Consider the following 22,150-nt stretch of genomic DNA (forward strand, 5'->3'; position numbering starts at 1 on the left):
GAATTTATCTCTGAGCTATTTTGAACACAACAGGCATGTGGTCGCTCAATTCTAGCCATGGAGTTTGGCCTCCTACTTCAACATCTTGAACTCCCCAGCCTTGACCAAAAAATCCGTAATCCACGTGGTAAGGCTTCTCCAGTTTGCGTTGCAGAAATAGCGTTGGCTGCGTTTCTTCACCCTGAAGTTCGGAAAAGTGTTGGTGATAAGCGCTTTTTAATCCGAGGGAAACCAGCTTTCGCACAACATCTGAATGGTTCCACCACCTATCCCACAAATCCCACTTGGCATTGCTATTCAGATCGCCGATGACCATGGCTGCGGCTGTTGATAGAAACGGCGGATTCATTTGTAGCAGTTTCCAAAGTTGGCCTATGTAGCCAAAAGTGGGTGAATTAGCGTGTCGTGTCCAACAGGCAAGCAACGGCCATCGGTGATCAATGAGGACTGGAAGGAAAAGTTCTAGCCGCCCTACGTCAAAAGCAATTTTGGTCAGCGGTATTCCATGACGTGCGAAGACACCGATACCCTTATTTTTCGTCGGCCCTACCCAAAGATAGTTTGACGCGAAGGCTTGATATGCGGAGTCTTTTGACCTGGCAGGATCCTCACATTCTTGGATTACCAAGATATCTGCATCGAATTCACGCAGCTGATCAAACTTTCTGCGAAAGGCGCCGTTGCAGTTCCAGGTGATAACTTTCAGCTCGGTCATTTTCTATACCCTAATATTTTATTTTGAGGGATAGTGACGCAAATCACAGAAAAATATCGCCCTCAAAATACCCCCCTAAAATTGGTCCCCTGACTGAGTACCGCGCCTGCATTGGCTCCTCTCGCAACCTGATGGTTTATCCAGTGAATGTTTCGCTATACACTCATCAAATAATATTGAGGTAGGTGACGACCTTCGCAAGTGCGGAAAATGTCACCTCAGATTTTGCGGTAATCCCATTCAACAATAAGAATCAGCATGTCAAATCAAAACCTAAGCTCGTTTATCTGGTCGGTGGCCGACCTTCTCCGCGGAAATTTCCGTCATTACGAGTTCGAGAAAATCATTCTTCCGTTTACCGTTTTGCGTCGCCTAGATTGCGTGATGGCGCCAACCAAAGCTGCGGTCTTGGCCGAATATGAAAGCAAAAAGGCGCTTGGTGATGCTGCCCATGCCTTTTTGTTGAAGAAGTCTGGGCTAGAGTTTTACAACACGTTTCCAATGGATATCCAAACCCTTCTAGGGGACTCGGCCAACGTCAAACAAAACCTGATCAACTATGTCTCGTCATTCTCTGAGAATGTGCGGGACATCTTTGACAAGTTCAAGTTTCAGAATTACATCGATGCTCTGGATGCAAACAACCTGCTGTACTTGGTAGTACAGAAGTTTTCCACGATCGACATGAGCCCCCAGGCAGTATCCAACGTACAGATGGGTTACCTGTTTGAGGAGCTGATCCGGAAGTTTGCTGAAGATTCGAACCAGACGGCCGGTGAACACTTCACCCCCAGAGAGGTAATTCGCCTGATGGTGAATGTGCTGTTCGCAGCCGATGAAGAGGCACTAACCGTGCCTGGTATTGTGCGGACCATCTATGACCCTACAAGTGGTACAGGCGGCATCTTGTCAGTTGCCGAGGATCGTGGCATGGAGCTCAATCCTCGTGCTCGATTCGTGGTGTATGGCCAAGAACTGAACCCAGATACGTACGCAATTTGTAAAGCGGACATGCTGATTAAAGGGCAAGACATTGCCAACATCATCTGTGGCAATACGCTGTCTGAAGACGGTCTGCCGGACAAGAAGTTTGACTACATGATGTCCAACCCACCATTTGGTGTTGAATGGAAAAACGTTCAGGATTTTGTGACCACTGAGCATCAGCAGCGTGGTTATTCCGGCCGGTTTGGACCTGGCCTGCCTCGGGTGTCTGACGGTTCTCTGCTGTTTTTGCTCCACCTCGTATCCAAGATGCGCCCAGTCAGTGAAGGTGGTAGTCGCATTGGCATCATCCTGAATGGCTCCCCTTTGTTCACCGGTGGCGCAGAATCTGGCGAGTCAAATATTCGTCGTTACTTGCTTGAGAATGATTTCGTGGAAGCAATCATTGCCTTGCCAACCGACATGTTCTTCAACACGGGGATCTCCACCTACATCTGGATTCTTTCCAATCACAAACCGGCTGAGCGCAGAGGTAAGGTACAGCTTATAAACGGCGCCGATTTCTACCAAAAGATGCGCAAAAGTCTTGGCTCGAAACGCAAGGAGCTTAGCCAGGATCACATTGAACAGATCACCAAACTTTACGGTGACTTCAAAACCACCGAGCACTCCTTAATTTTTGATAATGAGGATTTTGGCTACTCCACCATCACTGTTGAACGGCCACTGAAGTTGAAGTTTGAAATCACTCCTGAAAAGCTTGCATTAATTGATGACTCGAAACCTCTGCAAAAGTTGGAAGCTTCTGGGCTTGCAAACTTGAATAATGCTTTGACTAGTTTCCCAGTAGGCAAGGTTTGGATGGATCGAAAAGTTTTCGAGAAAGACCTGAAGTCTGCATGTTCAGCAGCAGGTATTGTTTTGGCCGCAGCTCAAGAAAAAGCAGTGATTGGAATTTTTGGCGAGCAAGATGATGAAGCAGTGGTTTGCACTGACAAGAAAGGCAACGTTGAATCAAACCCTGATTTGCGTGACACCGAAAACGTACCGCTGAAGGACGACATCCAGGCTTACTTTGAACGTGAGGTATTGCCGCACGTTCCTGATGCTTGGATTGACCATGAAAAGACCAAGGTTGGATACGAGATTCCGTTCAATCGTCATTTCTACAAGTATGTGCCTCCACGTTCACTGGAAGAAATCGATGCTGATTTGAAGGCAGTGACAGCTGAGATTGTGGCTTTGCTGAGTGAGGTTGCTGAATGAAATATTCCAATGTGCGCCCGCTAAAAAAATCCAATGAAGATTGGGTTGAATCCATACCAGTGGATTGGATAGAGAAAAAGCTCAGCTTAATCTTCGAGACTATCGGAAGTGGCACAACTCCATCCACGCTGGAGGACGACAATTACGGTGTGGGCGTACCTTGGGTGACCACTGGAGAACTGAGGGAATCAAGAATCACAAGGACGCAAAAGGAAGTACCAAACGAGGTTTTTGACCGAACATCTGCCTTGAAAAAATTTCCTGTTAATAGCATTGCGATTGCGATGTATGGTGCGACGATTGGTCGGCTCGGCATCTTCGGAGTAGAGGCGTGTACCAATCAGGCATGCTGTGTTCTTTCTAACCCGAGGAATGGTAGCTACCAGTTTCACTATTATTGTTTTCAGGCAGCCAAGGCTTCGATAATAAGGAGAGCAATCGGTGGCGGGCAGCCCAACATTAATCAAGATACTATTCGGGCGCTTCGATTTCCAAATCCAAGTAGGGAAGAGCAACGCCAAATCGCCGCTTACCTCAACCGTGAAACGGCCAAGATCGACAAGCTCATCGCAAAGCAGCAGAAGCTGATCAAGCTGCTTCAGGAAAAGCGTCAGGCTGTGATTAGTCAGGCGGTCACGAAAGGACTAGACCCGAATGTGAAGATGAAGGACAGCGGGGTTGAGTGGTTGGGTGAGGTTCCTGAACATTGGAATATTAGAAAACTGAGTTCTCTGATAAAAATGGGAACCTCAATCTCCTATGGGATAGTCCAACCAGGAGAGCCACTGATAGAGGGCATACCTTTTATCCAAACTACAAACTTGACTACAGGTAGTTTTTCAATAGAAACCTTGCAAAAAACAAGCCCTGAAATTGCTATTAACTATCCTCGTTCTCGATTAATCGGTGGTGAGGTAATTTTAGGAATACGTGCTTCTATCGGTGCTGCATATGTTGTTCCGGAGCATCTTCGCGGAGCGAACCTTTCAAGGGGGGTGGCTCGAATCGAGCTGGACACCACCAAGATTCAGGCCAAGTTTTTGGTAAGTGTTTTGAGAAGTTCAAACGTTTCTCGTTACTGGGAATTGTCCAAGCAAGGCTCAACATTCAATGAAGTGTCAATTGCAACAGTTAGAGAATTAGTTATTCCAATACCTCCAATTTCCGAATCAGAACAAATTCAAAACTTTGTGGATAAAAATGAACAGCGATTTTCAAAATTAGAGGCTTCTGCGAATCGAGCTATGCAGTTATTAATTGAACGTCGGCAAGCCCTCATTAACGCCGCCGTGACTGGAAAGATCGACGTCCGTGGATTGGTCTCCGATGAAGAAGTGGCGGCACTGGATGCAGATCCCGTGTTGGAAACAACAGAAGAAGATTTCGAATCGGAAGTAGCAGCAGCTGACTACATTACCGAGGAAGAATAAGGATCCCTTGCCTCATGACAAATATTCACAAAGAACTGCACTTCGAAAACGAGATCTGCGCTCACCTAGTCGCTAACGGTTGGTTGCATTCAGCGAGTGACAAAGGTTACGACCGTGACCTAGCTTTGTTTCCTGAAGATCTAATCTGGTGGATTCAAGAGACTCAGCCCGAAACCTGGAATAAGGTCAAAGCCATGCACAATGGCTCGACCCAGAAGAAACTTCTGGAACGCTTGGTCAAGGTATTGACGGCGGATGGCACGCTTTCAGTGTTGCGGCATGGTTTTAAAGATGTGTCGGCCGGCCGCGTGAATCTTTGTCAGTTCAAACCTGCCACAACACTAAATGCAACCACGATTGAGAATTACGGCAAGGTGCGTTTGCGTGTCATGCAGCAAGTCCACTATTCCACCAGCAACAACAACTCGATCGATTTGGTGTTCTTCGTCAATGGAGTTCCGGTTGCCACTTCGGAACTGAAAACCGACTTCACACAGTCGATTGAAGACGCTGTGAAGCAGTACAAGTTTGACCGGCTCCCCAAGGACAAATCGACCAAGAAGGAAGAGCCGCTTCTTGCTTTCAAACGTGGAGCGTTGGTGCACTTCGCCGTTAGCACTGAAGAAGTGCAGATGACCACGAAACTGGATGGGGTGAACACTCGCTTCTTGCCTTTCAATTTGGGCGATAACGGCGGCAAGGGAAATCCTGAAAACCCCAACGGTTTTAAGACAGCGTACTTCTGGGAATACGTGCTTCAGCGGGATAACTTCTTGGACATTCTCGGGCGCTTCATGCACCTGGAAAGCGTCGATAAGATCGACAAGAAGACGGGTAAGCGGGTCACAAAAACCGCCATGATCTTCCCGAGGTTTCACCAGTTTGATGCTGTGTCCAAACTTATTGCCACCGCGAAGGTGGAAGGTGCCGGCCACAGGTATTTGACCCAGCACTCCGCTGGGTCTGGTAAAACGAACACGATTGCCTGGACTGCCCACCAGTTATCAAGCCTTCATGGTGCAGATAACAAAAAGGTCTTCGATAGCGTAATCGTGGTGACCGACCGCACTGTCTTGGACAGTCAGCTACAGGATGCGATTTACCAGTTTGAGCACAAGCAAGGTTTGGTGAAATGCATCAAATCTGAAATGGGTGAATCGAAATCGGCTCAGCTTGCCCAAGCCTTAATCAGCAACACGCCGATCATTATTGTCACCATTCAGACCTTCCCCTTTGTGATCGAAGCCCTGGCCAGTGCAAATATGGCAGGGAAAAAGTACGCGATTATTGCGGACGAGGCGCATACATCCCAGTCTGGAGCTGTGGCCAATAAGGTAAAGAACGTGCTGTCGCCTGCGGAAAAGCAGGAATTGGAAGACGGTGGCGAGATCGACATCGAAGCCATGTTGGAAGCTGAAATGGCTTCCAGAGCCCAGCCTAAAAACATCAGCTACTTTGCCTTCACCGCCACACCGAAGTCCAAGACTATGGAGCTTTTTGGGCGGCCAGATGCCGATGGCAAACCAGCACCATTTCACCTGTACACCATGCAGCAGGCCATTGAAGAGGGCTTCATTCTTGATGTACTGAAAAATTACACCCCCTACAAGCTGGCCTTCAAGATCGCCCATGATGGCCAAGATTACGACTCCGAAACCGTAGACCGCAGCAAGGCTCTCAAAAGCTTGATGAAGTGGGTTCGGCTGCACCCTTATAACATTGCACAAAAGGTTGAGGTGATCGTTGAGCACTTCAAGGCAAACGTGGCTTGGCGTTTGGATGGCAAAGCCAAGGCCATGGTGGTGACCGGCTCCCGCAAAGAAGCCGTGCGCTACAAGGCGGCGATTGACAAATACATCACCAAAAAGGTCTCTGAGGATAAGACCTACCAGGGCCTTCAGGCCATGGTGGCGTTCTCGGGAACTGTGATTGATTCAGAAACTGGGCCTGGTGAATTTACTGAATACAACCTGAACCCAGGGTTGAATGGCCGAGATTTGCGCGATGCGTTCGATGAGGACGACTACCAGGTCATGATTGTGGCCAACAAATTCCAGACCGGCTTTGACCAACCCTTGTTGGTTTCTATGTACGTGGACAAAAAGCTCTCGGGCGTGGCCGCGGTGCAAACCCTCTCTCGCTTAAACCGCACCTATCCTGGTAAAGACGTCACCTTCGTTTTGGACTTTGTGAATGACCCCAGTGAGATTCTGGAGTCGTTTGCACCCTATTACCGCGCAGCACAGTTGTCTGAGGTGTCGGATCCCAACGTGATCTTTGATTTGCAATCCAAATTGGATGCTGCGCAGATTTACACCAACCAGGAAGTTGAAAACCTGGTTGAGGTGCTTCTGAAAAAGCCAACGCAGGCGGCCGTAAGCCGCTGCCTGCAGCCGGCGCAAAGCAGATTCAAAGACGGACTGAAGGCGGCCAGAGCAAGTGATGATTCTCTGGAAGTTGAAAAACTGGAAACCTTCAAAAAGAACGTTGGCTCGTTTGTGCGTGCCTATGATTTCTTAAGCCAGATCATCAATTACTCGGACACCGAGCTTGAGAAGCGCAGCATGTTTTTGCGCTTGCTGCAGCGTCTGCTGGTCGTGGAAATTGATGATGAAGAGATTGACCTTGAGGGCATTGAGCTGACCCACTATCAGCTTCGCAACAAGGGTAAACAAGACATCCCACTTGCTAAAACGGAAGGCTCAGTTCTTTACCCCGCAATACTGGACTTGGGAACGACCAAGACACTGGAAGAGAAAGAACGTGTGTACTGGAACGAGATCATCGACAAGGTGAATAAGCTGTTCGAAGGTGATCAGCTGACCGATGCCGACGCCATCGCCGTGTTCAACCATGTGGCGGACAAGATGACTGAAAACGAAGCGCTGAAGGAACAAGCCACAGCTAACACTGAGCAGCAGTTTGGCGCCAGCCCTGATTACAAGAAGGTGATGAACGATGCTTTTATTGCGTGCTTTGAGAACCACCAAAGCATCATTCAGCAGCTATTGACCAATGACAGGGTGAAGGATCAGTTTGCGGAGCTGTTGTTGCCACATGTGTATGGGAAGTTGACGCGACCACAACAACCGGCGTCTGATAAATATTGAAGTTGTAAAGGCCGAACTCTCGAAATGAAATTTAGGAACCGAAGAGGTGAATGCCTTATTTAATAGCTGTGGATGATATGAAGTTGTTTTTGTAAGAATGTGGAGAGGAAGATTACCAAAATTTCACAGGTGTTATGAAGTAGGGCGAAAAAATTAGAAATAGAGTTTTAGTTAAAGGGCGCAATCGAATTAGAAGATAAACGAAAACATGTAAAAGCTCTAGGTGGAATTTGATTGCCTTTAAACCGATTGAATAAAAAATAAACGCTACATGATTCTAATCTTTAATATATTTGATGAGGGATAAAGTGATACCTGTTTATGAACAATGTTATGGACGTGGAATAGGACTTGATAGACAGTCTTTTCAGAATCGAATTGAACAAATCGTTAAAAATAAAATGAGTGAGGGTGAAGAAAAGGCTTTCGCACTTATTTTTTATGATTTTCGAGATAAAAATTTTAGAAAAATTCTCAAAGATAACGACGTATTCACTAAGCTTGATAGGCTGTCTGGACGAGAATTGAGCATATTCTACTTGCATTCTGGATCTGATGAGTTTATCGAGAATTTTAATAAGCAATTTATTAAAAAGCTAAACATAGTCGGCGATGTAAATTTGCCGTGTGTTGTGTTTTTCAGAACATCTAAAAAAGGTTTGGTAGATATATCAATTGCCAGTATTTATAGCGAAAAGATAACTCACGGATTTCAGGAGCTTTATGAAATAATAAGAAGCTATGTAAGCGCCACTCCACTTCAAGCTGAACCAAAACATATTAAGTGGATCAAGAGTTCGATTAAATTCTTATCGCTAGAGTCGATGAAGGTCCTTATTTCCGAGTTTTTGAAGAATCTAGTGAGTTATTAAATTAATGGGCTTTGGATTTTGAGTAAATGAGAATTATATATGATATTTACCATTTACTAAATACAATAATACATTGTTTTCCGATTATGCGTCTATTCTAATTAAAAAATTCATACAAAGGATTTAGTTTCGATCAATTAGCGGATGTTTTTGATATTTGATAAATTTATTGAAACTGAAGATGGATTATTTAGTTGAACAAAGAACAGGAAACCAAATATTGAATGACATTACACAATTGTTTACGTGGACACAAAACTTAATAGGACTTGACAAAGGCGAGTTACTACTTAAGTGGAGTTTTCTTTCGGGGCTATTTGGTTTAGTGGTAGCTATTATTGGAGTTTATTATGCAAGAGCTTCAGTTCGACAATCGACTAAGTTAGAGGAAGTGCAGCAAGTTAGGTTCGGTTTCACATATATCGATAGAGAAGAATGTGGCATTGCGTTACAGCATTACATAGAGCCGGATTGTTCTAGTGTTGATCCTTCTTGTGAAGATGACCTCCGAGCACTCATTCCCTCGCGTCAGTCCGTACGTCACTTTTTCGAGGGTGTTCTAAGCCCACAGTCGAAGTATAAACACATCATTGTTCTTGCAGAGACGGGAATGGGTAAGACTTCTTTGCTCTATAACTTACTGTGGCAAAACTATAAGTTAAGACCGAGTAAGCGACGGCAAATTCTATATATCCCTTTGGGACGACCTGGGGTTCTAGATAAGATTTCCGGTGTCAAAGATAAGACAGAAACCATTTTGCTGTTGGATGCGTTTGATGAAGATACAGAGGCAATACTTGATCACCATGAACGTATGGTGAGCTTGATGAAAGCGGCAGGAGATTTCAAACGAGTGGTAATAACTTGTAGAACTCAGTTTTTTACTCGTGACGAAGAAATACCGAAAGAATCTGGTGTTGTAAAAATTGCTCCAAGAGAGGCTGGCGATGCGGGCGTTTACTTAATATACAAAACTTATCTTGCTCCCTTTGATCGTGCACAAATTAAAAAATGGATTAGAAAAAGATTTGGAATATTGAGAGTATTTGCTAGATATCAGGCAAGTTCCTTAATTGAAAAAATTCCTGAACTTGCAGTGAGACCCTTCTTACTTACAGCTCTTCCAGATCTTATAAGAGATCGTGAGAAGGTGGATAACATCTTCGAGCTCTACGGTTACATGTTGAAAAAATGGTTTGAGCGGGAGGCAAGATGGATTGAGCCGTCTAAGCTTGAAGAGTTCTCTCACAATGTAGCTGTAGATATCTACGTAAATCGTGAAAAAAGAAAAGCTGAAAGGCTACCGTTCGAAGAACTTCAGCAGCATTTTAACGTTTCGGTGCCAGCAGATGGATGGAAGTTTAAAAGTCGCTCGTTACTAAACAGAGATAGTGAAGGAAACTTCAAATTTGCACATAGATCCATAATGGAATATGTCTTTGTCGATGCATATTTGCGAGGAAATTTGAAATGTCTTGAGGTACCGTGGACAGAGTTCATGGTCGAACTGTTTTGGAAGGCTGTCCTATCCTCGCAAAATAATCGAGGGAATGTAGAAGGGATGAGAGAGTCTATTTTCATCAGTGAAGATCTTCGCACCGCGGGTATCCTGCGAGAGGGCTTAAGAATCGGATCGCTTCGTGATTGGGACAGTGATCTCAGTATGAACAAACCAAGTTTTTCAGATCAGTATTCAGGGTTATTTATTCGTATCGGTGTGGTCAATGACACCCTTATTATTTGCGATTTATTGAAAAATCGAGTTTATGCGTTCTTAATTGGTAATGCTTCTGAAGACTCTAAAGTCTTCGCTGTCAATAGGGTCGAGGCAGAATCTCTCGCATCAAAATGGTCGCAAGGTAATCATTTCGGTATAAGTGGCTGGCAAATAGTGCCTGATAATGAGCTTAAACGCCTATTTAGATTCCCTTCTATACGCAACCGATTTGGGGCGTTCGGTATACGTCTGTGGGTTCGTTTGAATGGGAATAATCTTGCCGTTTTGAACATAGATGGGCAGGGTGTGCAGGATGAGATCGTTCAGATTCCTACTTGGAAAGACCGTTTGAACTCAAATCCTTCTGCTCGTAATGTAGATATCAGCGCTGTCATGGTGCAAGTTGTAGATGCTGATGCCGAAGCATTTTATTTTAGATCGATGCGCCAAGGTTACGATTGACCCCACCGTGCTGGTATCCGACCCCATTCTTGATGCGCCGTTCGAAGAAGGACATTACGGCTATAGATGGTAGCGGTTTTTGCGAAATCTGAGCTCTACACTTTTGGCAACGCAGTTGACTGGGCCACGACTTGTGTGGAATTTGTGACACGCATGGTACAAATAAATATTGGCAACAAAAAAGGTTGGGGTTGGTATCCCTATTTAATATAAGCAAGTGTTGAGTGAGTTGCCAGACGCGCCAGTAGTTCCTCGTTGGGTAGAGATATCGAAGCAATACTGCGCCATCTAGGATTGTTGTTTGATGAGTAAATACTTTTTCGAGTGAATGAAAAAATGAGAAAGCTTAAGAAAGGGCTGTGTACCAATCGGACTGACAGGGTGTGATTCTTGTTAAGCAGAGAAATTTAAATATGAATCAAAAAATCTAATTTATTTAGAAAAATAAAAAAATGATAAAAAATATCAAAAATCTTATACCAGAGGATATTGTAAATACATATAAATCTCTTAGCTCCCTGCGTCAATCAAATGAAGAGTGGATCTACGAGTTTGTTAGTGACGAGGACTTTCAGAGGATCGGTAATCAAGACTTGTCGCAAGCCGCAGAAATTTATTGGAAAGAAATGCTTGCCAGAGTGCATATCGTTTGTTTGGTATCTTCATTCAAAACATTACGATAGATTGAGGCGCTAGACTCAGCATGTGATAACTATTATGGGTTTTGTACTTCTTTACGCGGTCTCATAGAATCTTGTGCGGATACTTTCTATACATTGAGATCGACTCCGCTTACCTTAGCAAAAGACTTTTTAATTATTAAAAAGCAAATTGAGCGAACGTCAAATCTGTATACAACACATGGTGAGCTGGAAAGTAGCCTGCTTCACTATCTTCAAGCTACTAAATTAAAACCAAGAGAAAAAGAAAAATATCCTGACTCATTCAACGCTAAGTCTGTGAAGAAGTATTTGACTTCAATGGATAATGATCGATTAGTGAATTTATATGAAATACTTTGTGGAATTTCACACCCTTCATACGAATCAACTCAAATATTTCTTTTTCTCCACGAGGGTAAAACTATAGTTTGTAATGATAGTTTTGAATTAGAAAAAAAGCTCATAAAAAATCTCATTGAAATATATGCACCATCTTTATCTTTTATGATAAGGGTATATATGAATAATTTATTATCAGTCCTTTTAATTTTAAATGAGTTTGAAGATGATAATTTATTGATTTATATTGAAGATGAGTGGGATTTTAAAGAAACTGAAGTATGGAAAGAGGTTCAGCGTTACATCGATCAATCTAATTTGCAATATAAAAATGGCGATTATAACATTTAGATGTGTTTCGCAATTGGGCCACATAGTTTTAACATTTTGATAACCAAATCAACGGTGATTTTTTGATGACTCTTCCGATTACTGAAACAATTATTGCTGCTATTGCTCAGCTAGTTGACGATTCAAAGTCTAACGGAGAGTATAGAGAGCCCTCACATTCTGATATCGGATTTTATGTAGAGCGCACGCAGCTCACGGAAGCTGACCCGAAGGCAAATGGGCAGTCAGTAGGTAAGGCAAAGAGAGTCAGAGCAATTTTATCTTGGGCAATAGATAACAACTCCTTGGCGGGTTCAAAGCTCATTGAGTTGTTGATGTCCAAGGTAAGGGCCTCGGGCGGCTTTAGGCAGCAATCCGTCAATTTTGTAGGTAATGAGGCAATTGATAATGCTATTGCTGCGTTTTCGACGGAGGGATTTGAATTGGCCAGGGATGGCGAAATTCGCCCTCGAGTTCTTGAAAACCTGCGAGGAAAAGATTTAACGGATGCATTGAGGGCCTACTCCCGACGTGCCCAAAAAGGGGCTCATGATGCTGCGCTGTTATCGGGAACAGGTAAAGACTTACTTGAAGCAACTGCTGCGCATGTGATCCAAGTAAAATACGGAGCTTACCCAATGGGTGCTAATTTTCAAGGATTACTGGGCCAAGCTTATATGGCACTGGGACTAACTGTTCCCGAGCAGCCTCCCCAGCCAGGAGAACCTCCTATCAAAGCACTTGAACGCTCGTTGTTTCAATCAGCTTGTGCAATAAATAAGTTACGAAATAAAGAAGGTACGGGCCATGGGAGGCCATGGCTGCCGAGCCTATCTTTGACCGAAGCAACTGCGGCAATCGAGTTAGTAGGTACCATCTCCGGCTTTCTTCTCGCGAGACTGGATGAGGATTATTGAATGGCTTTTGAACTTACTATGTAAATGAAATTTGGAGTCGGTGTTCATTTCTAAGGCTGCTACAAATGAGTCAAGTCTTGAGTCTGCTATCTGCCTACCGCATAGTGTTTTTTTTGGGAGATGATTCCCGTACTAGTAGTCGAACATTGGGCGTCAAGGTGAGATTGAATGAGGAACAGCGGGAAGCTGGCTCGCCTGATGCTCTAGATTTTTGTTCCATTCTGGGGGGTAAATGAGTGTTTCAAAGATGTTCAGCCTGTGCTTTCTCGGTGAGGCGACCTAGTTTGAGTTTCACTCCTCAACTTGCTAAAAGATGCTTTAAAGCCTAGCTTAGGTCAGTAAAGAGGAAAAAATGTTGACTCTTGGCTTGAAATTGCTATACTAATCACAACACGTCCTTAGGCCGATGAAATGGACGCCTTCCAGCAATTGCTGGTTCTGCTAAGCGGGTAATAGAGTTCGGACGCCCAAAGGGAAGCCTAAAAAGCTTCCCTTTAATTTTTTCTAAACTTAGATTCCAGTTTTGCAATTGATTCGGCACACATAGCAGCTACATAAACCTGCGAACCACGATTCGGTTTGAACTCCTTGATGTAGGCAGACTGCACATACATCCTAAATTTTTTCGGATTGTCGTTAGCCGATTTACTAATCATCTGTAGATCGAAATAGATGACATAGTATTTTTTAGAGCCGCCCCCTTCAATCTCACATACCATAGCGTTATCACCATTAGTCAGATACACATGACGTTTTCCGTTTGCTGCCTCATTAACTAAGGTAGACACAAATTTTGACTTCTCGTAACGCAACGGACAAAAAACCCTTAGATGTTCACCTTTGTCGAGCCAGAAGAGATCGCTATCATTCAATTGCGAAGGGTTTTGATTAGAAAAAGTTTCAGTTGTAACATGACAATCGAATATGACGACAAGCTCAAAATTTAAAGCTGGATATAAACCAGGTTTTTCAGGTTTATTGACAGCTATGGAAATAGGTTTTAGATGAGTAAAGTCATAATTCTTACCTAAGTATTCAATCTCTGTATCCCATTGATTTTGACTCTTAAGACTTACGACTTCTCTCTTCTTTAAGCAATAAAACTTTCGGCTTGAAGCTTTCTTAGGCATTATATAAATCTTAATATTTTACACATTTGGTTGGCTGTAAGTGGGGTAATGAATAATTATAAAGATGTCTATTTGATCAAATATTGTTGATTTTAATTTTATTTTTAATAAAATTTTTTAATCGAAACTACCGTAAAAGAAGTTTCTATATTGTACTATTTGTCATTAAGTTTTATTTAATTATTTTTTTATGACTTTGTTGAATAAAACATGAGATAATGTTTACTAATTTGTGTTTAATTGTTTTTATTTATGTTGGTAGCGATCTCACAGGTCCTTCCATGCGGATCAAACTTCTACATAAATTATATATCTGTTTTGCTTGATGAACTTTTCAAACTCGAGTGAATTCTCCGAAAGATGCAGGTTGGTTGCAGAGTATGTATGGTGCTCTCCTGGAAGAGTCTAAGACAGGGTATCGTTTGAATAGAAATTGTGCTCGCTCCCTACTTCAAAAGCTCGCTTTAATTAAGTCCGGTCCGCGGGAGGCAGGGTTTCTTGCGCATTTTCGCGTTCAAGTCTTTCGGTACGTCGAATCATGAATTCTTGCAATTCAACAAGCATTGCTCCACCGTTATCGGGTGCATTTTTCGCCATTTCGACCAGTTCGTCGTCGCTCAAATCGAAGTACTTTTGAAAAAATTCGTCAAAAGATTCATTTGTCATCATCAAACCTTTTAAACGAGTTCTTGCGCAGTTTTAGTTTGGGTGAATTCTCGCTCATCACCATTTTTCCACCTTTTTTGAAAAATTCTTTTCTGCGTTTTTCCTTTTGTTTTAACAGTTTGATGCCGCATTCAATCCAAACGTGCTCAATTCTGAAGTCGCCAAGTCTCGCTGGAATCGAAAATTTAGCACTTGATCCAGCACTACTCTCGGGTAGTGCTTGGATAAATTCATAGCGCAAAAGAATCTTGATGGCTCGGTAAACGCTCGATTTGCTCAAGCCAGTCGTCTTTGCAATATCACCGGCGGATAAGTTTGAATTTGTTTTGAGCGTGTTGAACGTGAGGTGTGCACTTTTTGAAAATGGTCTCATTTGAACAATGATCTGGCTTTCGTTATCTGTGTCGTGATCTTTATCACTGTTATCTGGGGTTTCTTCGCTATCTTCGTCGAGAAGCCATTTCAAGAATGCGGGTGAATGTGTGACCTTTGCATCTTTCCAATAGCTTTTACCACCCATGACAACGTCTTGTGTTGGGTTTTTCCGAAGCTGCTCTCTGTTCAAGTTGTTAAGGTACACATTGACTTCATCGAGCGTCATCGTTTTATGCAACTGCTCAATAAATCCGAGCGGTGAGGGTTTTTTATCGCTCAATTTCATCCCCAGGCGCTGTGAAGCGCCAGCATCGTTGCTATCGCGGTGCAGACCAATGCGATACGCAGCAAAATCCCCGAAAGCCGCTCCAACCGTTTAAGAATGTCAATGTCCGGCTTTTCTGCCATGCCGCCTCTCCATAAATTAGCTGCGTTGCCCGCACTGAGCTGGCAGCCACTATTTGGCACCATGCGGTTCACACCATTTAGCATACATGAATTTTGTTAATGACAAAAAATAATTTCAGTGTTCCCTTTTGATGGGGGAGACGCACCGAGGCAGGGAAAATCTGTTACTCGCCTGGCCATTGGCAAGATTCGGTAGGAGGCTAATTTATTTAGTCTTTAAAGGGATCGCGTTTTTTAAAACTGCCGACCAGAAGCCATCTTCGGTTTGGTCTATCGCTGCAAATTCGGCAGAAGAAATTGCGAGCACATCGATTTTTATATCGAGTTTCCGGCTCAGGGGTTGGAACGCAGCCTTGGCGGTAATTTTTGACAGTTGATCTGTTACGACGAGCACGTCAATGTCGCTGTCGCTTGTTTGTGTTTCATGCGCGTAAGATCCGAAAACAAACGCCGCTTTGATAGGCAAAGCTTCGACTTGGTGCTTGAGGTCGCTCAGTAGATCAGTGTCCATTTCGTGGGATCACCTGTATGAACTCAACACCTGAATATTACAAGTGATAGATGAAATTTTAAGTATTTGCTATAAGACGAGTCTTCAAAATTTCACATTACACGAGCAAAATTCAGCAATGAAATATAAACAGCTATTAGACCAAATCAAAGAGCTTGAAGCACAAGTCACCTTGGCGCTGGAAACCTGTAGCGAACTCGACAAACTTAAGTATGAAAAGAAAGAGTTGCGTCACATGCAAGAGGTTTTGCCTTCGATGATCAGACGTATCGAAGCAAAGGCACGATCTAAAGACAATGAATAAGAAATCTCCTAAAAGGCCCCAAAGGCATTTGAAGCGGCGGTTAGCCGCTTTTTTTTATCGTTCAGGTTCGGCATCTTTTACGCGATTAAGACAGTTATTGATTTAATTGTTATCGCAAGCCTATAGTGGCTAGATATTCTTGTACGGGGTGATTGTCTATGCGTATTTCGACTTACTTTATATTTTGGTTTATCGGGCTGTTATCTTTTAGCCCTGCTCATGCAAAATTTGAACTGCAAGGAACTAAAGCCGTTATCGCTCAGTTGGATCAGGGCAGCGAGGTTCAGATTGGTACGGTAAATTTTGAACTACATTCACAGGGCAAACATGAGTTTACATTGGAGTTAGATCACACCAAGTTCACCGACTTTTTCTTATCGATGCGTGAATTTAAATGCTTGGCGGGGGAAACCGAGGTGAGTTGTCACGTGCCTTATCCCTATAAAAGCCCAAATATCGTTTCAGCTGAAGACTACGCTTGGTTGGAACATCGTCTGCTGTTTATGTTTAAAAGACCGAGCGAATTTGGTGCAAAACTTTGGAATGGGATTTATTTCAAGTTCGCCATCGAGGGCGATACTTTGGTCGGTGTCCCGCAAGCTGTAGATCTCAATAAGATAGGTGCTCCGCCCGTTGATTTAAACGAGCCACCATACCCTGATCAGGATAGGCACGACACAAATATCGAACAGAGACTGGTCAAAGCTCTTGTTATTCGTTGATGAAACTCTCTGATCGTCAAGCTGCTTGTAACTGAAGTTAGCCGTTTTGCTTTGAACAGTACAAAAAAACCCTTGGACTGTTTAAATAATAACAATTATCATTCGTCTTCATATTAATTAATGAGACGACTATGCAGCACTCCCCAAAACCAATCGCCCTTGCCGTGGCGCTGGCTCTAGGCAGCCTAGCCAACGCAAATGCACAAGAAAACGCCCAAACACTACCCGATGTTGATGTGATCGACTTCCGTGGCGAACAAATGGATAGCATCAAGTACACGCGGCCTTTGCAGGAAACACCACGTATCATCACCGTTTTACCGCAGGATTTGCTCGAAGAGCAGAATGTGACTTCGCTGAATGAAGCGTTAAGAAATATCCCAGGTATCAGCCTTCAGGCCGGAGAAGGTAACCCTCCAGGCGGAGATCAGCTCAAGATTCGCGGTTTCAATGCCCGTGATGACATCAATGTCAATGGTATGCGTGACATTGGTAATTACTTCCGTGACCCGTTTTTCATTGAACAACTGGAGGTGGTTAAAGGCCCCAATTCCGCGTTCTCTGGTCGAGGTTCGGCAGGCGGCACCATCAACTTTGTGACCAAGCAACCACTGGGAATTGATTTCAATCGTGCTGAAGTCAGCGTAGGTACAGACAGCTTCTTCCGAACCACATTGGATATGAACCGTGTTTTGGATGAAGACGAAGCTTTGCGCATCAACTTGATGAAGCACAGCGCCGATCTGCCAGGCAGGAATACGGCCGAAGAAGATCGCTATGGCGTTTATGCTGCTTACACATGGGGTTTGAACAAGCCAACTTCAATTACCGCAGATGTTCTGCACATCAAAACCAACGATATTCCTGATGCAGGCTTGCCTTTTGATCGCCGTAACGGTGGTACAGGACGTTTGCCCGATGGTATCAACTTCGATAATTTTTATGGTCACACCAACGACTACAAAGACATTGAAGTGAACCAGATTGGCTTGGCTGTTCAGCATGCACTGGCCAGCGGGCAAGTGATTCGCAATCAAACCCGCTTCGCACAGGTGGGCAACGACTCGATTACCTCGTCGCCCCGATTTGTTGATAACGGAACGGGCGTTGGTAACAACAACCCAGCCTCAGGCTTTGCTGTAGGTAACTTAAAGCCTAGAGATCAAGTCGACACCAGCTTCAGAAACCAGACAGATTTGTTGTTCAGTCTGAATACCGGCAGCATTCAACACGACATGGTGGCAGGTTTCGATTTCGGTTTCTATGAATATGAAAACCGTCGCCGCCTCGACACCAATGGTCCTGTTACCAGCCTGTTTAATCCTGCTGAACGCGAATTCGCTGGCACGCTTGCCTATGGAGGCATTCACCGGTTCGAAACCGAAGAAATGGGTCTGTACTTGCTGGACACCATGAAATTCAACGAGAAGTGGGAATTGAACGCCGGTATTCGTTACGACAAAGTGAAGGCTTTTGCGAATGAGGAGGACCGTCAAAATTCGACAGCAGCAGGATTAACACCCCAGCAGGCAGAAAACCGCAGCTTCATGCGAGAAGACACCGAGACCAGTTACAGCTTGGGCTTGGTGCACAAGCTAACGCCTAAGCACGCTCTGTATGCGTCTTATGGAACGGCTTTCAATATTTCTGGCAACTTTGACCGCAACCAGATTCAACTGGCGGGTGGAAGCATGAATGACCGCGTCGCTGGGAACACATTTGATACGCCTACCGAGAAAATTCAGGCTTACGAGCTTGGTAGCAAAATGACCATTGGCGAAGGATTGGACATCAACGCTGCGGTGTTCCGTACAGAAACAGATGAAGGTCGTTTGCCTGCACCTGCCGCGGGCGGAGTGACCACACCCAATGTGGAATATTACATTGATGGTTTCGAAGTACTTGTTGCAGGTCAGGTAAGCAAGGCGTGGAAACTTTATTCGGGCTATACCTACCTAGAGTCGGAAGTAACCAGTGCGCCCACGTCGCCCTTCTCGGTTGGGCAGGAACTGGGCGGAACGCCGAAGCACTCATTCAATATTTTCACAACCTACGACATCACACCAAAAATTACACTGGGTGGTGGCTTGCAGTACGTAGATGAACAAACCAGCGGTGTGCAACCCGACACCACTGGCAACGTGAAAGTTACTATTCCAAGCTACACAGTGGTTGATTTGTACACCACCTACAAATTCACCAAGGACGTTCAGGTCCGCTTGAACTTGTACAATGTGTTTGATGAGCGATACATTTCCCAGCTGGCTGAAGGCGGCGGCCAAGGCATTCCAGGAGAAGGTCGCCAGTTGATCGCCACCCTGAGATATGACTTTTAATTAAGTAAGCAACACACGCATATGCTGGTCACTATCGACAACGTTCTTACTGCCGAGGAGCTTGCAAGCATCCACAAGATGCTTAAGCAAGCTGACTGGGCAACGGGTCAAAGCGCGGGCACACAAGCCCGCCTTGCGAAGAACAATCTTCAAATTCCGGAAGGAAGTGAAGTGTTGAGAGACCTGCGTGTGCTGGTCATGCGTGCATTAAACAAAAGCAGCCGATTGATTTCGGCTGCACTGCCTTACAAAATTCTGCCACCCAACTTTAATCGCTATGCTGGTGCCACCAACCACTATGGCCTACACACGGACAGCACTGTTCGATACTTGCCAGATGGAAGTGCATTGCGAACAGACATTTCGGCTACGCTGTTTTTATCCAGCCCCGAGGAATATGAGGGTGGTGAACTGGTCGTTGAAGACACCTACGGCATGCATACGGTGAAACTGGCGGCGGGCAGTTTGGTGGTCTACCCTTCGGGCTCAATGCACCAGGTCAACCCTGTTACACAAGGTGAACGACTGGCTTGTTACATGTTCATGCAAAGCATGGTGAAAGATCTGGAATGCCGGCGACTGTTGTTTCAAATGGACGAGTCACTTATCAAGCTGCGTGCACAGTACGGTGAGAGTCACCCCGAGTTGATTCGACTCACAGGTTTGTACAATAACCTTCTTCGCAAATGGACTGAATGTTGAATTGGCAGCCCCGACTTGATTCACTGATTAAGGCTGAATTGGCGTTTTTAAATCACTTCATCCATCCTTTACGTTTGAAATAGTAAAACGGGATCACCACGCTGATGATCATCAATCCCAGCGAAAATGGGTAGCCCCATTTTTGAGCAAGCTCGGGCATGTACTCAAAGTTCATGCCGTAGATGCTCGCAATCAAAGTTGGGGGCAACATTGCGACTGACGCTACTGAGAAGATTTTGATGATTTTGTTCTGTTTGATGTTGATAAAGCCGAGTACCGCATCCATCAAGAAATTAATTTTGTCAAAGATAAAAGAAGTATGTCCATCAAGTGATTCGATATCACGCTGAATTATTTTGACTTGCGTCAACAGCTCTTTACCCAGTGTTTGCTCGCGGGATAGGTAAGACAAAACCAATCGCGTATCCATCAAATTACGGCGAACAGTACCGTTAATCTCCTCCTCTTTGGCAATCAATTGAATATATTCTTCCGCTTCTTCATTGCTCCCTTTCTTGTCTTCAAGAACCCGATGATTAATAGTCTTTAAAGATTGATAGACGTCCTCAAGCACATCCGCAGACTGCTCTACATCCAAAGCAAATAATTCGATAACGATCTGAAGTGCGGATGTCCATGCGCGGCGGTCCGCTTTTGAGCGCATGCGGACTAAACGAATAATAGGCAAATCCTCTTCATGAATACTGAAAAGAAAATTCTCAGCGATCACAAATCTAACCGGCTCAGTCGTGATTTTTCCGTTTAACTCTACTAAAAAATCGGCTCGAACGTTTAAATGGTCGAGCTTGTCCAAAAAAATGCGAGCACTGGTCTCAATGTCTGCGTCATCCTCAACTATTTCTAGTGCTACCTGAAAAAGATCTTGGATTGCTTGACGCTCGTCGGCGTCTGGACTCACCGCATCAATCCAAATAAGACCTTTACCCAACTCAAGTTCACTCAAAGATGACCTTTTTACAAGCCGGCGACCCTCTGAAGAAAAAATGTGAAGCATTAGATCAATATATATATGTTGTTTAAGAAAAAAATACTATGAATTATCAACTCTTTCCTGAACGCAGATTATGGATATTGTGTACTGCAATGCTGAATCGTTGATCACTAAATTTCTACCCAATGAAATTTGGTTCCATTAGATAGTCTACAACGGTCATCAAACTTAGTGCCTATCAATTGGGCAAAAGCACGGATCTCAGCACACTCCATCACCCACTTCCAAAGTGTGAATAATAGATAACTTATTCTCATGTCATCGTAAATTTACTTGATTTTTTTACGTATCCGAAAATATGATGTTTTTACTCATTGGGGAGTAGCCTCTTTCCGCAAGGAAAGGCTTACGTCAACATACTTGGCCTAACAACACATACAGGCTATGGCGTAAGCGGTTCTAGAACTTGGCAAGACCTTTGGCTACACGGCTTCCAGATTGGCCTGGAGAAGTTGCGTGGTCATTCGGTTTTTCCAGGCCCAGGAACTTTTCTTATGCCTTCGGCGCTCTTCGTTTCCACTGGTGTTATTGCACTTGCTGAAATTGGGGATAAAACTCAACTTCTCGCATTCCTTTTAGCTTCTCGCTCTAAAAAACCCATTCCCATCATCATCGGCATCACATTGGCCACGCTGATCAATCACGGCTTGGCTGGTGCGGTTGGCGGATGGATTACTGCAAACATAAATCCTGAAAAACTTCGTTGGATCCTCGGTGCTTCTTTTATCGCCATGGCCGCGTGGACACTCATTCCAGACAAAATTGAGAATGAGGAAACGCAGCTAGCCACTAAGCTGGGCGTATTCGGTGCCACTTTTGTCACATTCTTTCTGACTGAAATGGGCGACAAAACCCAGATTGCCACAGTCGCCATGTCGGCCCACTACAACGATGTCCTCATGGTGGTCGCTGGAACCACCTTGGGCATATTGATTGCCGACGTACCCGCAGTATTCGCTGGCGACAAACTCGCCACAAAAATTCAAATGAAGCTGGTTCACCGAATTGCGGCTGCAATGTTCGCTGCCTTGGGTATCGCCACGCTCTTTGGTATTGGCTCACCTTGTCATCGAAGTCCCCAATATTCACCAAGCTGACTCAAGCCCGCATAATATCTACTTCAAGGCACACCTTTTTTACTACTCGCGTTACAGCCTAATGGCTGCGGTCAGCCAGTACTTTGAATTGGTTTGCCTAGAGGATGAACATAACTTGTTCA

At 44.4% G+C, this 22,150-nt stretch carries 19 protein-coding genes and 1 riboswitch; of the genes, 12 read left to right on the forward strand and 7 right to left on the reverse strand.

Annotated elements, in window-relative coordinates; translation table 11 throughout:
* Positions 1-4 precede the first annotated feature (4 nt).
* The gene (locus tag HKT17_RS00065; RefSeq protein WP_205882461.1) at positions 5-715 is read right to left on the reverse strand and encodes an endonuclease/exonuclease/phosphatase family protein; all 711 of its coding nucleotides are present in this window, start codon (positions 713-715) and stop codon (positions 5-7) included.
* A gap of 258 nt (positions 716-973) precedes the next feature.
* On the opposite strand from HKT17_RS00065, the gene HKT17_RS00070 reads away from it, so the two are divergent.
* From HKT17_RS00070 to HKT17_RS00100, 7 genes are all read left to right on the forward strand, one after another.
* The gene (locus HKT17_RS00070) at positions 974-2,926 is read left to right on the forward strand and encodes a type I restriction-modification system subunit M (protein WP_171096860.1); all 1,953 of its coding nucleotides are present in this window, start codon (positions 974-976) and stop codon (positions 2,924-2,926) included.
* Entirely contained in the window at positions 2,923-4,356 is a 1,434-nt protein-coding gene (locus tag HKT17_RS00075) for a restriction endonuclease subunit S (RefSeq protein ID WP_171096862.1), read from the forward strand. Before HKT17_RS00070 ends, HKT17_RS00075 begins: the two co-directional genes overlap by 4 nt.
* Before the next feature lie 14 nt (positions 4,357-4,370).
* Entirely contained in the window at positions 4,371-7,466 is a 3,096-nt protein-coding gene (locus HKT17_RS00080; RefSeq protein ID WP_171096864.1) for a type I restriction endonuclease subunit R, read from the forward strand.
* Positions 7,467-7,774: 308 nt separating this feature from the next.
* Complete coding sequence (locus tag HKT17_RS00085) at positions 7,775-8,338, forward strand: hypothetical protein (RefSeq protein ID WP_171096866.1); 564 nt, start codon at positions 7,775-7,777, stop codon at positions 8,336-8,338.
* 181 nt (positions 8,339-8,519) lie between these two features.
* The gene (locus HKT17_RS00090; protein WP_205882462.1) at positions 8,520-10,517 is read left to right on the forward strand and encodes an NACHT domain-containing protein; all 1,998 of its coding nucleotides are present in this window, start codon (positions 8,520-8,522) and stop codon (positions 10,515-10,517) included.
* Positions 10,518-11,293: 776 nt separating this feature from the next.
* Positions 11,294-11,869, forward strand: coding sequence for a hypothetical protein (locus HKT17_RS00095; RefSeq protein WP_205882463.1), 576 nt, complete (start codon positions 11,294-11,296; stop codon positions 11,867-11,869).
* Positions 11,870-11,934: 65 nt separating this feature from the next.
* A complete protein-coding gene (locus HKT17_RS00100) occupies positions 11,935-12,765 on the forward strand; it encodes an abortive infection family protein (protein ID WP_171096870.1) in 831 nt (276 codons plus the stop codon).
* Between the two features lie 494 nt (positions 12,766-13,259).
* On the opposite strand, the gene HKT17_RS00105 is transcribed toward HKT17_RS00100, so the two are convergent.
* The 5 genes from HKT17_RS00105 to HKT17_RS00120 all read right to left on the reverse strand — a co-directional run bounded on the left by HKT17_RS00105 (position 13,260) and on the right by HKT17_RS00120 (position 15,855).
* Entirely contained in the window at positions 13,260-13,895 is a 636-nt protein-coding gene (locus HKT17_RS00105) for a YjaZ family protein (protein WP_171096872.1), read from the reverse strand.
* A gap of 468 nt (positions 13,896-14,363) precedes the next feature.
* Positions 14,364-14,564 (reverse strand): hypothetical protein, encoded by a 201-nt coding sequence (locus HKT17_RS00110; RefSeq protein ID WP_171096873.1) that lies wholly within the window; start codon positions 14,562-14,564, stop codon positions 14,364-14,366.
* The gene (locus HKT17_RS00115; RefSeq protein WP_171096875.1) at positions 14,551-15,216 is read right to left on the reverse strand and encodes a helix-turn-helix domain-containing protein; all 666 of its coding nucleotides are present in this window, start codon (positions 15,214-15,216) and stop codon (positions 14,551-14,553) included. Before HKT17_RS00115 ends, HKT17_RS00110 begins: the two co-directional genes overlap by 14 nt.
* A 2-nt stretch (positions 15,217-15,218) precedes the next feature.
* Positions 15,219-15,344, reverse strand: coding sequence for a hypothetical protein (locus HKT17_RS15675; protein ID WP_256367103.1), 126 nt, complete (start codon positions 15,342-15,344; stop codon positions 15,219-15,221).
* Between the two features lie 205 nt (positions 15,345-15,549).
* Positions 15,550-15,855: a nucleotidyltransferase family protein gene (locus HKT17_RS00120; protein WP_171096876.1), complete on the reverse strand. Its 306-nt coding sequence runs from the start codon at positions 15,853-15,855 to the stop codon at positions 15,550-15,552.
* Positions 15,856-15,973: 118 nt separating this feature from the next.
* Here HKT17_RS00120 and HKT17_RS00125 point away from each other — a divergent pair, with 118 nt between their 5' ends.
* The 4 genes from HKT17_RS00125 (at position 15,974) to HKT17_RS00140 (ending at position 19,919) form a co-directional block, all read left to right on the forward strand.
* Positions 15,974-16,159 carry a hypothetical protein gene (locus HKT17_RS00125; protein ID WP_171096877.1) on the forward strand — a complete coding sequence of 62 codons (186 nt, stop codon included), beginning with the start codon at positions 15,974-15,976 and terminating at the stop codon, positions 16,157-16,159.
* Positions 16,160-16,317: 158 nt separating this feature from the next.
* Positions 16,318-16,881, forward strand: coding sequence for a hypothetical protein (locus tag HKT17_RS00130; protein ID WP_171096878.1), 564 nt, complete (start codon positions 16,318-16,320; stop codon positions 16,879-16,881).
* 131 nt (positions 16,882-17,012) lie between these two features.
* On the forward strand, positions 17,013-19,217 hold the full coding sequence (locus HKT17_RS00135) for a TonB-dependent receptor (protein WP_171096879.1): 2,205 nt from the start codon (positions 17,013-17,015) through the stop codon (positions 19,215-19,217).
* 21 nt (positions 19,218-19,238) lie between these two features.
* Entirely contained in the window at positions 19,239-19,919 is a 681-nt protein-coding gene (locus tag HKT17_RS00140) for a Fe2+-dependent dioxygenase (protein ID WP_171096880.1), read from the forward strand.
* A 52-nt stretch (positions 19,920-19,971) separates the two neighbouring features.
* On the opposite strand, the gene corA is transcribed toward HKT17_RS00140, so the two are convergent.
* Entirely contained in the window at positions 19,972-20,934 is a 963-nt protein-coding gene (corA, locus tag HKT17_RS00145) for a magnesium/cobalt transporter CorA (RefSeq protein ID WP_171096881.1), read from the reverse strand.
* A gap of 301 nt (positions 20,935-21,235) precedes the next feature.
* A riboswitch (yybP-ykoY riboswitch) is annotated at positions 21,236-21,420 on the forward strand.
* A 5-nt stretch (positions 21,421-21,425) separates the two neighbouring features.
* Here corA and HKT17_RS00150 point away from each other — a divergent pair.
* On the forward strand, positions 21,426-22,028 hold the full coding sequence (locus HKT17_RS00150; RefSeq protein WP_171101305.1) for a TMEM165/GDT1 family protein: 603 nt from the start codon (positions 21,426-21,428) through the stop codon (positions 22,026-22,028).
* Positions 22,029-22,150 lie beyond the last annotated feature (122 nt).

Source organism: Limnobacter sp. SAORIC-580, assembly GCF_013004065.1.
GTDB lineage: Bacteria > Pseudomonadota > Gammaproteobacteria > Burkholderiales > Burkholderiaceae_B > Limnobacter > Limnobacter profundi.

Coding starts and splice junctions, on each gene's coding strand:
- HKT17_RS00065 (WP_205882461.1), bottom strand. CDS start 715: ATGACCGAGCTGAAAGTTATCACCTGGAACTGCAACGGCGCCTTTCGC.
- HKT17_RS00070 (WP_171096860.1), top strand. CDS start 974: ATGTCAAATCAAAACCTAAGCTCGTTTATCTGGTCGGTGGCCGACCTT.
- HKT17_RS00075 (WP_171096862.1), top strand. CDS start 2,923: ATGAAATATTCCAATGTGCGCCCGCTAAAAAAATCCAATGAAGATTGG.
- HKT17_RS00080 (WP_171096864.1), top strand. CDS start 4,371: ATGACAAATATTCACAAAGAACTGCACTTCGAAAACGAGATCTGCGCT.
- HKT17_RS00090 (WP_205882462.1), top strand. CDS start 8,520: ATGGATTATTTAGTTGAACAAAGAACAGGAAACCAAATATTGAATGAC.
- HKT17_RS00100 (WP_171096870.1), top strand. CDS start 11,935: ATGACTCTTCCGATTACTGAAACAATTATTGCTGCTATTGCTCAGCTA.
- HKT17_RS00105 (WP_171096872.1), bottom strand. CDS start 13,895: ATGCCTAAGAAAGCTTCAAGCCGAAAGTTTTATTGCTTAAAGAAGAGA.
- HKT17_RS00110 (WP_171096873.1), bottom strand. CDS start 14,564: ATGATGACAAATGAATCTTTTGACGAATTTTTTCAAAAGTACTTCGAT.
- HKT17_RS15675 (WP_256367103.1), bottom strand. CDS start 15,344: ATGGCAGAAAAGCCGGACATTGACATTCTTAAACGGTTGGAGCGGCTT.
- HKT17_RS00120 (WP_171096876.1), bottom strand. CDS start 15,855: ATGGACACTGATCTACTGAGCGACCTCAAGCACCAAGTCGAAGCTTTG.
- HKT17_RS00125 (WP_171096877.1), top strand. CDS start 15,974: ATGAAATATAAACAGCTATTAGACCAAATCAAAGAGCTTGAAGCACAA.
- HKT17_RS00130 (WP_171096878.1), top strand. CDS start 16,318: ATGCGTATTTCGACTTACTTTATATTTTGGTTTATCGGGCTGTTATCT.
- HKT17_RS00135 (WP_171096879.1), top strand. CDS start 17,013: ATGCAGCACTCCCCAAAACCAATCGCCCTTGCCGTGGCGCTGGCTCTA.
- HKT17_RS00140 (WP_171096880.1), top strand. CDS start 19,239: ATGCTGGTCACTATCGACAACGTTCTTACTGCCGAGGAGCTTGCAAGC.
- corA (WP_171096881.1), bottom strand. CDS start 20,934: ATGCTTCACATTTTTTCTTCAGAGGGTCGCCGGCTTGTAAAAAGGTCA.
- HKT17_RS00150 (WP_171101305.1), top strand. CDS start 21,426: ATGCCTTCGGCGCTCTTCGTTTCCACTGGTGTTATTGCACTTGCTGAA.